The organism is Massilia sp. CCM 8734 (assembly GCF_011682155.1).
GTDB classification, from domain to species: Bacteria; Pseudomonadota; Gammaproteobacteria; order Burkholderiales; family Burkholderiaceae_D; genus Telluria_A; species Telluria_A rubra.
Window position 1 is genome coordinate 266,073 of record NZ_WHJI01000002.1, and the last position, 14,135, is coordinate 280,207.

The following is a 14,135-nucleotide window of genomic DNA, read 5'->3' on the forward strand; positions in this document are numbered from 1 at the left end:
CTCCTTGAAACCGTCGTTCCCGCGCAGGCGGGAACCCAAGTTCTGCTCGCTTGGTCCTGCTCCCATTGCATTTCCGATATCCAGCTATAATTACCCGTCCCGCACCCAGCCAGCACAGCGCATGCCCTTCGATTTAAAGAAATCACTCCCAAAAACCGGTAACCGCTTCGCCCTGCCGACCCTGTACGGATCCTCGGACGCGTATGCGCTGGCGGTGGCGGCGCTCGAACTGAAGGCGGCCAGGCAGATGCTGACCGTGATCGTGGCCAACGCCAGCGACGGCCAGCGCCTGCTCGACGAAATCCCCTGGTTCGCCGACGGCAAACTGGCCTGCCACCTGCTGCCGGACTGGGAAACGCTGCCCTACGACGCCTTCTCGCCGCACCAGGACCTGGTCTCCGAACGCCTGGCCACCCTGCACGAAATCCAGAACGGCCAGTGCGATGTGTTGATCGTGCCCGCCACCACGGCCCTGGTGCGCCTGGCGCCGCCGTCGTTCCTGGCTGCCTACACCTTCTTCTTCAAGCAGGGCGAAAAGCTCGACGAAACGCGCCTCAAGGCGCAACTCACCCTGGCCGGCTACACCCACAATTCGCAGGTGATGTCGCCCGGCGAATACTCGGTGCGCGGGGGGCTGATCGACCTGTTCCCGATGGGTTCGGCCCTGCCCTACCGGCTCGACCTGTTCGGCGACGAAATCGAAACCATCCGCACCTTCGACGCCGACACCCAGCGTTCGCTCTACCCGGTGCGCGAAGTGCGCCTGCTGCCGGGGCGCGAGTTCCCGATGGACGAAGCGGCCCGCACCACCTTCCGCAGCCGCTGGCGCGAACGTTTCGAGGGCGATCCATCGCGCTCGGTGGTGTACAAGGATGTCAGCAGCGGCATCGCCTCGGCCGGCATCGAATACTACCTGCCGCTGTTCTTCGAGCACACCGCAACCCTGTTCGACTACCTGCCCCAGAAAGCCAGCCTGGCGCTGGTGGGCGACATCGACGGCGCCATCAAGCGCTTCTGGCTCGACACCGAATCGCGCTACCGCTTCCTCAAGGCCGACCGCGACCGCCCGATCCTGGCGCCCGATGAACTGTTCCTCAGCGACGAGAACTTCTTCACGCTGGCCAAGGCGTACGGCCGCTGGGTCGTGACCAAAGACGCCGACCTGGAGCCGTCCGAGCTGTCGGCGCCGATTCCGAACGTGGCGGTCAACCGCCGCGTCGAGGACCCGCTGATCAACCTGCGCGCCTACCTGCTGCAGAACGACAAGCGCGTGATGATCTGCGCCGAATCGAACGGCCGGCGCGAAACGCTGCAGCAGTACTTCAACGAATACAGCCTGGCGCTGGTGCCGGTCGAAGGCTTTGCCGGCTTCGTGCAGTCCGACGCCCGGCTGGCGCTGGGCGTGGCGCCCCTGCAGGCAGGTTTCGAATTGTCCGAGGCGGGCGCCGGCGAGCTGATTTTCATCACCGAGACCGAGCTGTATGCGGGTTCGGGCCGGCGCGCCGGCAAGAAGAAGCAGGAAGGCGTGACCCAGGTCGAGTCGATGGTGCGCGACCTGTCGGAGCTGAAAATCGGCGACCCGGTGGTCCACATCAACCACGGCATCGGGCGCTACATGGGCCTGACCAGCATGGACCTGGGCGAAGGCGAGACCGAATTCCTGCATCTCGACTACGCCAAGGACGCCAAGCTGTACGTGCCGGTGTCGCAATTGCACGTGATCTCGCGCTACTCGGGCGCCTCGCCCGAAGACGCGCCGCTGCACTCGCTCGGCTCGGGCGCCTGGGACAAAGCCAAGCGCAAGGCGGCCGAACAGGTGCGCGACACCGCCGCCGAACTGCTTAACCTGTACGCGCGGCGCGCGCTGCGCAAGGGTCACTCTTTCGAATACTCGGCGCACGACTACCAGAACTTCGCCGACAGCTTCGGCTTCGAAGAAACGCCCGACCAGGCCGAGGCGATCAACAACGTCATCAAGGATATGACCGCCGGCAAACCGATGGACCGCCTGGTGTGCGGCGACGTCGGCTTCGGCAAAACCGAAGTGGCGCTGCGCGCTGCCTTCATCGCGGTCATGGGCGGCAAGCAGGTGGCGATCCTGGCGCCGACCACCTTGTTGGCCGAACAGCACGCACAAACCTTCGCCGACCGCTTTGCCGACTGGCCGGTGCGCATCGCCGAGCTGTCGCGCTTCCGGACGGGCAAAGAAATCAACAACGCCATCAAGGGCATGGCCGACGGCACGCTCGACATCGTGATCGGCACCCACAAGCTGCTCTCGCCGGACGTGCAGTTCACCCGCCTGGGCCTGGTGATCATCGACGAAGAACACCGCTTCGGCGTGCGCCAAAAAGAAGCGCTCAAAGCCCTGCGCGCCGAAGTCGACGTGCTCACGCTCACCGCCACCCCCATCCCGCGCACGCTCGGCATGGCGCTGGAAGGCTTGCGCGACTTTTCGATCATCGCCACCGCCCCGCAAAAGCGCCTGGCGATCAAGACTTTTGTCCGCGGCGAAGACGGCTCGGTCATCCGCGAAGCGTGCCTGCGCGAACTCAAACGCGGCGGCCAGATCTACTTTTTGCATAATGAAGTCGAAACCATCCAGAACCGCATGGCCATGCTCACCGAGCTGCTGCCGGAAGCGCGCATCGGCGTGGCCCACGGGCAGATGCACGAGCGCGACCTGGAAAAAGTCATGCGCGACTTCGTGGCGCAGCGCTATAACATTTTGCTGTGCACGACGATTATCGAAACCGGCATCGACGTGCCGACCGCGAACACCATCATCATGCACCGGGCCGACAAGTTTGGCCTGGCGCAGCTGCACCAGTTGCGCGGGCGCGTCGGCCGTTCGCACCACCAGGCGTACGCCTACCTGCTGGTGACGGACGTGAGCAGCCTGACCAAGCAGGCGCAGCGCCGCCTGGACGCGATCCAGCAGATGGAAGAACTGGGCAGCGGCTTCTTTTTGGCGATGCACGACCTGGAAATTCGCGGCGCCGGCGAAGTGCTGGGCGAGAACCAGTCCGGCGAGATGCTGGAGATCGGCTTCCAGCTGTATTCGGACATGCTCAACGAAGCGGTACGCTCGCTCAAGGCCGGCAAGGAACCCGACCTGGCCGCGCCGCTGGCCACCACCACCGAAATCAACCTGCACGTTCCCGCGCTGCTGCCGGCCGACTTCTGCGGCGATGTGCACGAGCGCCTCTCGATCTACAAGCGCCTGGCCAACTGCAGCGCGCAAGAGAAGATCGACGACATGCAGGAAGAGCTGATCGACCGCTTCGGCAAGCTGCCCGACCCGGTCAAGGCCCTGATCGAAACGCACCGCCTGCGCATCGCGGCCAAGACGGTCGGCATCATCAAGATCGATGCGCATGGCGAAGCGGCCAGCCTGCAGTTCATGGTCAACCCGCCGATCGACTCGATGCGCATCATCACCCTGATCCAGAAAAACCGGCACATCAAGCTGGCCGGCCAGGACAAGCTGAAAATCACCGCCAGCATGCCCGACCTGGCGGCGCGGGTCACGCAGCTCAAGCAAACGATCAAACAACTGTTAGCGTAAAACGAACATGACGACCATGAACCTGGTGCTGCAAGGCCTTGACGCAACCCCCGACACCTTGCGCCGCATTGGCGCGCTGGCCAATCCGGCGCGCGTGATTGAGCTGGGCGCACACGCCATCCGCTGCGAAGGGATCGAATTTTCCGATGTGCTCAAGCAGACCATCGATGTCGCCGCCGAGGCGGCGCGCATCGACGCCACCTTCATCGCGCCCGGCCGCGTGCTGGCCGACTTCAAGCTGGTGGCGATGGACATGGACTCGACCCTGATCACCATCGAATGCATCGACGAAATCGCCGACATGCAGGGCCTGAAACCGCAGGTGGCGGCCATTACCGAGGCGGCCATGCGCGGCGAGCTGGAGTTTGCCGAAAGCCTGACCCGGCGCGTGGCGCTGCTGGCGGGGCTGGACGCATCGGCGCTCGAACGCGTGTACGAAGAGCGGCTGGCCATCTCGATGGGCGGCGAAGCGATGCTGGCGGCGCTGCGCGCGGCCGGCCTGAAAACCTTGCTGGTGTCGGGCGGGTTCACCTTCTTTACCGAACGCCTCAAGGCGCACCTGGGGCTCGATTACACGCATGCGAACGTGCTGGAGATCGTCGACGGCAAACTGACCGGCCGCGTGCTGGGCGGGATTGTCGACGCCGGGGAAAAGAAGCGCACGGTGGAGCGCGTGTGCCTTGAGATCGGCATCGACCCGGCGCAGGCGATCGTCATGGGCGACGGCGCCAATGACCTGGCCATGATGAGCATCGCCGGCCTGTCGGTGGCGTTTCGCGCCAAGCCGGTGGTGCGCGCCCAGGCCGATGTGGCGCTGACTTACACCGGCCTGGACGGCTTGCTCAACATCCTGGCCTAAGGGCTGCTGCGCTCAGAGACCATGCGGGCACGCGCCCGCATGCAAACACCACTCAGGCAGGCCGCTTGCGGCGTGCCACACCCGCCACCAGCGCCAGGCCGGCAATGAGCATGCCATAGGTCGCCGGTTCCGGCACCGGACTGGCCACCGGCGAGGTATCGAGCGAGTTCGCTTCGGACCACAAGGTGAGCAAGATCTTCAGGTTCACCGACGTCGCCCGCGTGTTCTGGAACATGATCGACAGGCGCTCGCTTGCCGACTCCGCATACGGATCGGCGCTCCAGGTGTGCGCTCTCATGCTGAACTCCGAAACGAAATCCGGGTATCCGTTGGCGCTGAATTCAGGGAAGCTCATCGAGGCCGAGAGTCTTGAACTCTCCTTCAGGAAATTCGTGTCTGCCCGTGATTTTGCCACGCTGCCACTGGCGTCGGCAAAGAACTTGACCTGCGTTCCGGGCGCGAGGACGAATTCTTCGATCATCACGTAATTCGACGCGATCACTTGACGCTCATAGCCGGCGCCGTTTTTGGTCGATGCTGCCGTATTCAAGGCCAGGGTCTGGAAATTTGTTCCGCTGACGGTCGAGACCACGCTGCCTTGGGGGGCGGACAGGCCGGCATCGAGATTGCGGCTATACAGCACGCGCGACCTGTCTTCGCTGATCTCGCGCGTCCGGCGCAATCCGCTCTCGCTGATATCGCCGACCGCGCGTGTGCCGGGGTGCTCGGGATAGAGCGGCTTGACGATCGAGAGCGTTGGCGCGATGCCGTCGTTCGGCAGCAAGTCTACCAGCGAGCACGAAAAATTGTTCAATGTGCCTTGCGCGCTCACTTGCGCACTGGCGGACAGCGGCACGGCGAGCGTTGCGCCAAGTACCAGCGTGGTAACGATTGTCTTCATAAAAATCCTGAGTTGAATAATGATTTAGTTGCCCTGGATTTTGCGACGGCGACGGGCCGCGCCCGCGACCAGGCCCAGTCCGGCAAGCAGCATGGCCGTGGTGGCCGGCTCGGGTACCGGCAGTGGCAGCATGCTGTAGTACTCACTGTCCGCAGACGAGTTCAAGGCGAACTTCAGGTCCAGATTCGATGACAACGCTGAGTTGTTATCGAACGTGAGCGAGAAACGCTCCTTGGTCGACGCCATGGCGGGAGGACTTGCGTCGTAATAACCGTTCGCCGCTTTCACCCTGATCACTTTCGAGTCACCACCAATCGCGCGGTCCTGCACATAGCCGACTAAAGAAAAAGAACCCTCGATATCCACATCTTCCCGAAACAGACTGCTTGCCGGCTTCGCCGTGGACGCACTGCCGTTGAAGTCAGCGAAAAACGACACTTGGGTGCCCGGCGAGAGCACGAACTCGACAACGCTGGAACTGACGGACGCATGCGCCCGCCGGGTTCCAGCAACGCTGCTGGTTGTCGAGGCCGTGGTACGAAATTGCAGTGAAGCAAAATCAGTACCAGTCACGCTGGCGCTTGACTTGCCGGCAGCCGAGTCGAGACTCGCCTTGATGTCGCGGTTATAGCGGGTGGTAAATTGGCTACGGTGGTCATCGAGCGATGGGAGCGTGCTGCCATACTGCCTGAGGTTGGCAGAAATCTGGGAGGCGCCGGCAAAACCTCCGGGCGCGACGATGGTGAGGGAGGGGACGATGCCATCGTTGGGGAACAAGTCGACCAAGGTGTACGAGAAATTGCTCAGGCTGGCGTCAACGCGCACCTGTGCCTGAGCCAGCAGCGGTGCCCCCAAAACGGCCGCCACCATCATACTTACGGCGAATTTGTTCATGAAATGCCTTAATTGAATGACAAAATTGTTTGAACCAACAATATATCGCAGTGGCCACCGGATACGCGCAGGATTGTTGCTAAATTTACACAAAATTCACACTGACAAGCGCGTCGAGACGGCCTGTCAGCAGGCGCTCTGGAGCGCCAGGCTGCGCCCCATGCGGGTCAGCCTGACCACCACGCCGTCGGCCAGCGCCAGCGCGATCGGTTCGATCGCCACGAAACCGTGCGCCAGGTACAAGGGCTCGCCCGGCATGGTCGAGACCAGTTCCAGCGAACCAAAGCCGGCCTGTGTGGCAGCGTCGATGCAGTGCCGCAGCAGCATGCTGCCCAGCCCGCGCCGCGCCATCGCGGGATCGACGAAAAACGCGCGGATGCGCGCCGGCTCGCTGGCCGGATCGAGCAGGCGGTCGTTGCCATGCTTGGCGCCATCGCCGCCGAAGTCGGTGGCGCGCCGGCTCCAGCCGCCGCAGGCCACCACCGTACTCTCTTCCTCGATGGCGAAGTAGGTGCCATCTGCGACCAGGGCGCTGTCCACGCCGAACACGTCGCGCGTGATGGCAGCGGCTTCCTGCGGCGTGTAAAAGCCGGCGGCCAACCCGATCCCCGAGCGCGCAATCAAGGCGTCGAGCAGGGGTTTTTCAGACATGCGTGCGAGGCGAATGGTGAACATGCGTGCTCCCGTCGTGGTGAAAACCCGATTATAGGCGGCCCGGCAAGGCGAAAAAAAACGCGCACCTTGGTGCGCGTTAAAAGAAGACGACATGTGTGGCGGTGGGCGTGGTGGAACGCCATCCGCCTATCGTCTGGCGGTATCCCTCGTTCGATCGAGGTTATAAGGTACCGGGGCCGACTGCGCTGGCGCGGGCCCGGTTGTCAGGGCGGTTGTGGGCTGCTTGCCGGCCATGGCTGCGCGCTCGGGCAGGTCGACCGCCAGCGCCAGCACGGCCATCAGCACCAGGATCCAGTCACGCAGCTTCAAGCAAGACTCCATAGGCGGTAATGCCGCTCGGCGGGGCCGATTTTTGCACCTTGCGGGCGGCGAACCAGCCGGTCAGGCGACCGTCCTGGCTGCTGATGATGGGGCACGATGCGCTCAGCATGGTGCCGCGCCCGCTCTCGCCAACCAGGGCGCCGCCGCCGGCCACCACGGCATTGCCGTGCGGGACAGCCACCAGCGCGCTCGGGTAGCCGGTCAGCAGGCTGGTGTTCGAGATGATGCGCGCTTCGAGCGCCACGTCCGGCCCGGTGCGGATGCCGATCACAAAGGCGGTCACGCGGGCCTGGTCGAGCGCGTCGTGTTCGCGCCCGGAGGCGCTCCAGCCACAGATATTGCCGTCGGCGCCGATCAGCGGGTAGCTGGCGGTGAGCATATTGCCGTTGATCGGGGTGGCGTAGTTATCCTGGGCGCCGCCGCCGGTGCCGATCCAGCCGGCGCCGAGCTTGACGCTCACGCCCGGGTCCGAAATCAGCGCGCTGGTGGCCGAAAACACTTGCTGCTCGATCTTGACCGGCACGCCGTCGCGGATGATGCGGATGCCGACCGCGTACACGGCCAGCGGCACCGGGTCGGCCAGGCCGAAGTCACGTCCGGCTGCGGCCCAGCCGTTGTAGACGCCGCACTGGTTGCGGGTCGGGTAACAGGCCGTCAGTGTGTTCGACGTGCCGCGGCCCATGTCGTAGGCGCCGCCGCCGGTGAGCGTGAAACCCGGCGGCAGCCATACCTGCGCCGTCGGCCCGGTCGCCCGGGTTGCCACGCCAACGAATGCATAACTTTCGATCACAATACCCATGTTTACCAACTCTCTCCGGCGGATTGACTACTTGCTGCCCAACAAGGCCGCGATAGATACTTAGCAACTACCGTGCCATGCTGATAAGTGCCGAAATATCATGCAGAAAAAGCTTGGTTTTAGGTAAAACATGTCAACGAGCATGTAAATGCGCTTCTATTTACATGTCTGGCGGAAAGGTAACGCGTAAGCCGCTGACGTGTCATTGACACGCGACGTGTAAAAAACGTGTAAGCGGACCACTCTTTACATGTCAACAATTGTCGTCCGTGCTCTATAATTGGCAAATACTAAACGCGGTACCATGGAGACCCCGGTGAATGATGTTGATAACACGTTGACGACGCAGCTTTTCTCGCAAAAAAATGGCATCACGAGTGCCTTGCTGGGCCTGACCATCCTGTGGCATCCGGAAACGGAGCGCATCGGCGAGCAGTTCATCGGCCCGGCCGAGGAAGGCACGATCGAGGTATGCCGCTATACGCCGCTGTTCTTCCGTCCCGGCCAGGACGGCATCGCACTCGGCCACCGCGCCATCGCGCGCGCGCCGCTGGTGGTGCGCCGTACCAGCGATGACAGCGTCGAGCTGGCCGCACCCGACAGCCGCATGGCGCTCGAAGTCAATGGCACAGTGCTGAGCGGCACGCGCCGCTTTACGCGCGACGAAGTCAAAGGCGGCGTGGTGCTGGGCCTGGGCGGCCATGTGCTGCTCTGCCTGCACTGGATGACGAGTTTCCCCCGCCCTAACCTGTTTCCGGGCTTATTGGGCGTGAGCAGTGGCGCGATCGCCACACGCGAGCTGATCCGCCAGGTGGCGGGCACCGACCTGGCCGTGCTGCTGCTGGGCGAAACCGGCACCGGCAAGGATGTGGCCGCGCGCGCCATCCACCAGGCCAGCAAGCGCAGCGCCAATCCGCTGGTGGCGGTCAACATGGCGACCCTGAGCGAGTCGCTGGCCGCGGCCGACCTGTTTGGCGCGGTCAAGGGCGCGTACACGGGCGCGCAGGCGCCGCGCCAGGGCCTGTTTGCCGAGGCCGATGGCGGCACCCTGTTTCTCGATGAATTGGGCGACACCCCGGCCTCGGTGCAGCCGATGCTGCTGCGGGTGCTGGAAACGGGCTCCTACCGCCCGCTTGGCGCGAGCACCGATGCGCGCACCACAGCGCGCCTGATCGCCGCCACCGACCAGGATCTGGACGCGCGCGGCTTCAACCAGCCTTTGCTGCGCCGCATGGAGGCCTTCGTGATCCGGGTGCCGACCCTGCGCGAGCGGCGCGAGGATATCGGCGTGCTGCTGCTGCATATGCTCAAGGGGTGCGAGTTGAACCACGCCGAGCTGGCGGCGTTTCCGCCGGCGCTGGTGTCCGAGATGTGCAATTACGACTGGCCGGGCAATATCCGCCAGTTGGCCAATGTGGCGCGCAGAATGGTGATGGCCTTGCAGGCGGGCGAGCGGCCGGTGCTGTCGCAATACGTGCATGCGCCGGCGCCGGCGCGCGCGCTCGGCCTGGGCTACCCGGCCTCGGCCGCGCAGCCGCGCAGCGCCAGCCAGAAAGCGCCGGCGGACGCCACGCCGCGCCGCAAGCTTGCCGAGGTCAGCAACGACGACCTGCTCGGCGCGCTGGAAGAACACGGCTGGCAGATCAGCGGCGCGGCCCAGCAACTTGGCTTGTCGCGTCCGTCGCTGTACAAGCTGATCGAAGCGCATCCGGCGATCCGCCCGGCGGCCCTGATTCCGCGCGAGGAACTCGACGCCGCCCTGAGCGCCCACGGCGGCGACCTGGCCCGCTGCGCCTCGCGCCTGAAAACGCCGAGCGAAGCCTTGCGCCGCCATTTGCGGGTGCTGGGACTCGACACCAGTCCCGCCCAAAGCTGATCAGGCCGGAGCGATGCCTCCGCCGACTTCGCTTTCTGGCATGCACGCGACCTGGTCGGACGCCGCGCCCGGAGCGAGCGACTCGACGGTTGGGGCAATGCCCCCGCCGACTTCGCTCTCCGGATCGAACACGAACACGCGCTGGCTGGTCTCGCCCGAGGCGCGCGTAATCAGCACGGTCAGCACAAAGGACACTTCCCAGCGCCCGGTACAGGCGCCGACGGTCAGGTGCTTATCCCATTTCAGCGCTTTTTTGTGATACAGCGGATCGTCACTGTCGGCCTTGTCCCGCAAGAACTGTTCTGCCGGGATTTGCACGCTGGCGCCCTTGACGCGCACGTGTTCATTATCGATGAACGGCGATGGCGGCGCGTACTCGGGCAGCACGCCCGGCGCGATGGAACGAATCTGCGGACGCGTGATCAAGGTGCAGTCGAGCACCTGGAACGATTCGAATCGCTCGTAGCCGCCGGCGCGGATCCGGATATGCATCCGCTCGCCCACCGTGAAATAGATGGCGCCGGCATAGCGACCCTTGACCGGATTGCCGTTGCCATCCTTGCGGCTGAACTTCCATTCCAGCGTCTCGCCGATCTGGTTAATATCGAAATTTGCTTCCAATAGCATCGATGTCGGTTTTTTCATTTTTCGCCTTTGGTGGTGGATTGGAGATAGCGGGGGTCGCGCCGCAACGCGGTCAGGTCGGGCTCGGACCGGATCAGGTTGGCCGGATAACCGCGCTCTTGCGCGATCATCAACTCGGCAAGTGCAGTGTCCCGGTCACCCAGGATTTCGTGTGACATGGCTGCGCGGAAGTGCACATCGGCACTGGACGGATCGGCCTTGAGCGCCTGGCGCGTGTACACGATGGCGGCGTCGCGGTCGCCCACGCGCGCCGAATACAAGCCCATGCGCGAGATCAGCACCGGTTTCGACCCCGAGCGCTCAAGCAGCGGCTTCAACAAGCCGACCGCCTGGCGATAGGCGTTGTTCGAGGCGGCGGTGCGTCCGGGTATCCAGCGCAAGGTATCGCCCAGGTTGGCCCAGCGCAAATAATCGTTCGGATTGCCTTTTGCCCCGGAGACCGATTCTTCAAAGGCTTGCGCGGCGCCCACGTAATCGCCACGGTTGAACAAGACATTGCCCAGATTGTTGTAGAGCCGGCCACTCGGGCGCACCTGTAGACCCTGCTGCAGCACTTGCAGCGCTTCATCCGTGCGGTTCTGGCGCAACAGCGCGGAACTCAGGTTGGCATAGGCGATGATCGCATCGGGCTCGAGTCCGATGCTGCGGCGGAACGATTGCTCCGCCGCCGGGTACTTGCCCTGGTGATGGTAAAGCGTCCCCAGCAAGTCGAGAAAAACATGATCGCGCGCATGCGTGCGCACCGCATCGAGCAAGGTGTGCTCCGCCTCCGCATAGCGCCGCATGCGGGTCAGGGCATCGCCCTTGAGAAGCAGTCCGAAGCGGTTCATCGGATCGAGCCGCAAGGCCTTGTCGGCAAAACCGAGCGCTTCCGCGTCGCGTTGCTGTCCCATCCGGACCACGCCCTGCGCCGCGTACGCCAGCGCCAGCTGGTCGTTCAGCTTCAAGGCAAGCTGGGCGCTGGCGTCGGCCCGGCGCAGCCAGACATCGTCGCGCGTGTCGCCCGTGTGGCGCAGCGCGTAGGCCAGCGACAATCCGGCGGCGGCGGCGGCGTGATCGGGCTGGCGGTCGAGAATCGAGGTGAAGTTGCGAATCGCCAGGTCAAGGCTCTCGTCGCGGTCGAAGGTGGTCAGGGCCGCCAGTCCGCCGCGCATGGCGGCCGACTCGGAAAAGAAGGGCGTGTGCTGTCCGAACCACGCGGGCGCAATCAGCGCTTGCCCGGCGCCGATGGCGCACACGACGACAGCGGCGGCCACCAAGCCGTAGCGGCGCGCCGGCGTGTTCAACAGCGCGGCGGCGCGGCTCCTGAGCGAGCGCGTCGGGGCAGCCGCCGCCGAGGGCGCGCCCGGCCCGCCGCCCAGCGCGGCGAGCGCCGCGCGCACCGCCTGCATCGAGGCCAGGCGGTCCTCGGGCTGGCGCGCCGCCATGGCCCGCACCAGGGCGATCACGTCCGGGCTGGCGTCCGGTGGAAACGGCCACACGCCCGAGGACGACTGGATATGGGCGGCGGCCAGGGCCAGCCCGCTCAGGTGCGAAAACGGGCGCGTGCCGGTCAGCAATTCATACATCACCACGCCCAGCGCGTACACATCGCTTTGCGGGCTCAGGGTCGAGCCCATCATCAGTTCCGGCGCCAGGTAGGCGATGGTGCCTTCGGTCTGGTCGAACACCACCGATTCGGTCGCTTGCGGGTCGATCTTGCGCGCCAGCCCGAAATCCATGATGCGCACCCTGCCGCCGGGTTCGAGCATCAGGTTGGCCGGCTTGAGGTCGCCGTGGATCAGCTTGGCGGCGTGGGCTTCGCACATGGCGTCGGCCACTTGGTCGACGATGTCGAGCACCTGGGCCTCGGGCATCGGGCCGCGCTTGCCGGCTTCGCGCAAGGTGCAGCCGTCGACGAATTCCATGATGATCGATTGCTGGGCGGCGTCGCCCTCGATCGAGAAGATGCGCACGAAGCCGGGATGGCGCAGGGACGCGGCGAGACGCGCCTCGTCGAGCAGGTTTTCTGGTCGCGCCGAAAGCAGTTGCGGCTTGAGCCGCTTGATGGCGATAATACGCTGGAGCTTGGAGTCCCAGGCTTCGTACACTTGCCCGAAGCCACCCTCTCCCAACAGTCGCTTCAGCTGATAATGGCCCGGTCCCTGCTCTTCATCCTGCAAATTGCGCTCCACGTTATATCAGTTACAAAAACATTTCCGTAGTGTACATGTTTGGCACTGTCAATGACAAAAAAGTTTCATGTCTTATCATGAGTGTAACAACGTGTAAGTAGCAGCGCCGGCATGCGCCGTTTGCCTATAGTGATCGGATCAGAATAAGGAGTGCCTTGCCATGAAAAACCTCTTACTTATCGGAACCTTGGTCGCGCTGGGCGGCTGCGCCACCTATCCGTCCGCGCCTGGCTATGCCAACGGCGGCTACGCCCAGCCGTCCGACCCGTCGCAGTGGCGCGTGGTGTCGGTCACGCCGGTCGCGCCGGGCACCGGCGACAAGGTGGCGGCGGCCTCGCCCAACGGTTCGCGCGTCGAATATTCCTCGCGCCCGGTCACCGTGACGCAACCGGTCTACGTGCAGTCGCCTATCTACGTGCAGCGGCCGGTGTATGTACCGGCTCCGGTGTACATCGAGGAACCGATTTGGTATCCGCCGGTGTCGCTCAGCCTGGGATTCGGCTTCGGGCGTTCGTGGGGCCATCACGGCTACGGGCGCGCCCACGTGGGGCGCGGCTGGCGCCACCGCTGACAAGCCCTACAGGTAGCCCGTTTCGGCGGGCGCCTTGTCCCACTCGTCGTTGCGCCCGTCCACGTAGCGGATCGGCACCCACGACAGTTCTTCATCCGACACGCCGTCCAGGCAGGCCACGCTCACGCCATAAAACTTGCCGAGCCGGGGCGACTGGCCGATGCTGAACGGGCGCACGCCGCAATGGCGGCAAAACAGGTGATGCTCGACCCGCCGGTGAAACTGGTAGTCGCCCAGCTCGGACGCCCCGCACAGCAGGCGGAACGATTCCGGCTTCACGATGGCCGCCCACCAGCGGATCTTCTTGCACATCGAACAGTTGCAGCGCAAGGTGTCCAGGCTCAGGTCAATATCGGCCTCGAAGCGCACCGCGCCGCAATGGCAACTTCCAAGATACGTTTTCATCGTCAGTTCACAGCCCCGCAGTATCGTCTGGATGAAGTTAAGAGTTAGTTTCAGTTAAGCATTGGAGCTGAGTGTACCAGCAAGGAACGCGCTAACGCCACTCGCGTACGCGACGCTATTGCCAATGGACAATCGGCCATCCAGCTTGTATGCTTGCCTGCATGAACATCACCCAACAGATCGCCCTGACCCTGAGCACCGTCGCCCAAGCCAAGGCCGCCAACTGGCGCGCCTGGGCGGCGCTGGCCGGCATGCTCCTGATGATCGGCGGCATGGTGGCGATGATGTGGTTCCTGTCCTCGCAACCGACCCTCGACCTGCGCGGCTGGCTGTGCGGCGGCGCCAGCCTGGCCGGGCTGGCCCTGTGGCGCGCGACCTTGCCGCTGGCGGTGCACGAGGTGGAGCAGCGCCGGCTGCGCGGCGGCGGGCGCTGAAGCGATTCTCGCA

Annotated in this window: 13 protein-coding genes; 5 read left to right on the plus strand and 8 right to left on the minus strand. The window is 64.4% G+C overall.

The annotated features are described in order from the left end of the window. Positions 1-121 precede the first annotated feature (121 nt). Both mfd and serB read left to right on the plus strand, forming a co-directional pair. Entirely contained in the window at positions 122-3,568 is a 3,447-nt protein-coding gene (mfd, locus tag F2P46_RS03360) for a transcription-repair coupling factor (RefSeq protein WP_166885193.1), read from the plus strand. Positions 3,569-3,584: 16 nt separating this feature from the next. After that, a complete protein-coding gene (gene serB, locus F2P46_RS03365; RefSeq protein WP_166885348.1) occupies positions 3,585-4,427 on the plus strand; it encodes a phosphoserine phosphatase SerB in 843 nt (280 codons plus the stop codon). Between the two features lie 52 nt (positions 4,428-4,479). Here serB and F2P46_RS37440 read toward each other — a convergent pair whose 3' ends face one another. The 5 genes from F2P46_RS37440 to F2P46_RS03390 form a co-directional block, all read right to left on the minus strand. After that, positions 4,480-5,328: a PEP-CTERM sorting domain-containing protein gene (locus F2P46_RS37440; RefSeq protein ID WP_229509001.1), complete on the minus strand. Its 849-nt coding sequence runs from the start codon at positions 5,326-5,328 to the stop codon at positions 4,480-4,482. A gap of 24 nt (positions 5,329-5,352) precedes the next feature. Continuing rightward, positions 5,353-6,222, minus strand: a complete 870-nt coding sequence (locus F2P46_RS37445) for a PEP-CTERM sorting domain-containing protein (RefSeq protein WP_166885195.1) — start codon at positions 6,220-6,222, stop codon at positions 5,353-5,355. Positions 6,223-6,348: 126 nt separating this feature from the next. Continuing rightward, positions 6,349-6,897 carry a GNAT family N-acetyltransferase gene (locus tag F2P46_RS03380; RefSeq protein WP_166885196.1) on the minus strand — a complete coding sequence of 183 codons (549 nt, stop codon included), beginning with the start codon at positions 6,895-6,897 and terminating at the stop codon, positions 6,349-6,351. 126 nt (positions 6,898-7,023) lie between these two features. Further along, positions 7,024-7,206, minus strand: coding sequence for a hypothetical protein (locus F2P46_RS03385; RefSeq protein ID WP_166885198.1), 183 nt, complete (start codon positions 7,204-7,206; stop codon positions 7,024-7,026). Continuing rightward, positions 7,193-8,017, minus strand: coding sequence for a hypothetical protein (locus F2P46_RS03390; RefSeq protein WP_166885199.1), 825 nt, complete (start codon positions 8,015-8,017; stop codon positions 7,193-7,195). Before F2P46_RS03390 ends, F2P46_RS03385 begins: the two co-directional genes overlap by 14 nt. 337 nt (positions 8,018-8,354) lie before the next feature. Here F2P46_RS03390 and F2P46_RS03395 point away from each other — a divergent pair, with 337 nt between their 5' ends. Next, positions 8,355-9,893, plus strand: coding sequence for a sigma 54-interacting transcriptional regulator (locus F2P46_RS03395; RefSeq protein ID WP_166885201.1), 1,539 nt, complete (start codon positions 8,355-8,357; stop codon positions 9,891-9,893). Here F2P46_RS03395 and F2P46_RS03400 read toward each other — a convergent pair whose 3' ends face one another. Together F2P46_RS03400 and F2P46_RS03405 are read right to left on the minus strand one after the other, a co-directional pair. Beyond that, positions 9,894-10,538 (minus strand): hypothetical protein, encoded by a 645-nt coding sequence (locus tag F2P46_RS03400; RefSeq protein ID WP_166885203.1) that lies wholly within the window; start codon positions 10,536-10,538, stop codon positions 9,894-9,896. Then, positions 10,535-12,712 (minus strand): serine/threonine-protein kinase, encoded by a 2,178-nt coding sequence (locus tag F2P46_RS03405; protein ID WP_166885205.1) that lies wholly within the window; start codon positions 12,710-12,712, stop codon positions 10,535-10,537. Before F2P46_RS03405 ends, F2P46_RS03400 begins: the two co-directional genes overlap by 4 nt. A gap of 160 nt (positions 12,713-12,872) precedes the next feature. Between F2P46_RS03405 and F2P46_RS03410 the strand changes: the two genes are divergently transcribed. After that, positions 12,873-13,283, plus strand: coding sequence for a hypothetical protein (locus F2P46_RS03410; RefSeq protein ID WP_166885206.1), 411 nt, complete (start codon positions 12,873-12,875; stop codon positions 13,281-13,283). 6 nt (positions 13,284-13,289) lie between these two features. Here F2P46_RS03410 and F2P46_RS03415 read toward each other — a convergent pair whose 3' ends face one another. Continuing rightward, positions 13,290-13,688 carry a GFA family protein gene (locus F2P46_RS03415; protein ID WP_166885208.1) on the minus strand — a complete coding sequence of 133 codons (399 nt, stop codon included), beginning with the start codon at positions 13,686-13,688 and terminating at the stop codon, positions 13,290-13,292. Between the two features lie 161 nt (positions 13,689-13,849). Here F2P46_RS03415 and F2P46_RS03420 point away from each other — a divergent pair, with 161 nt between their 5' ends. Next, the gene (locus tag F2P46_RS03420) at positions 13,850-14,122 is read left to right on the plus strand and encodes a hypothetical protein (protein WP_166885210.1); all 273 of its coding nucleotides are present in this window, start codon (positions 13,850-13,852) and stop codon (positions 14,120-14,122) included. The last annotated feature ends 13 nt before the right edge of the window (positions 14,123-14,135 follow it).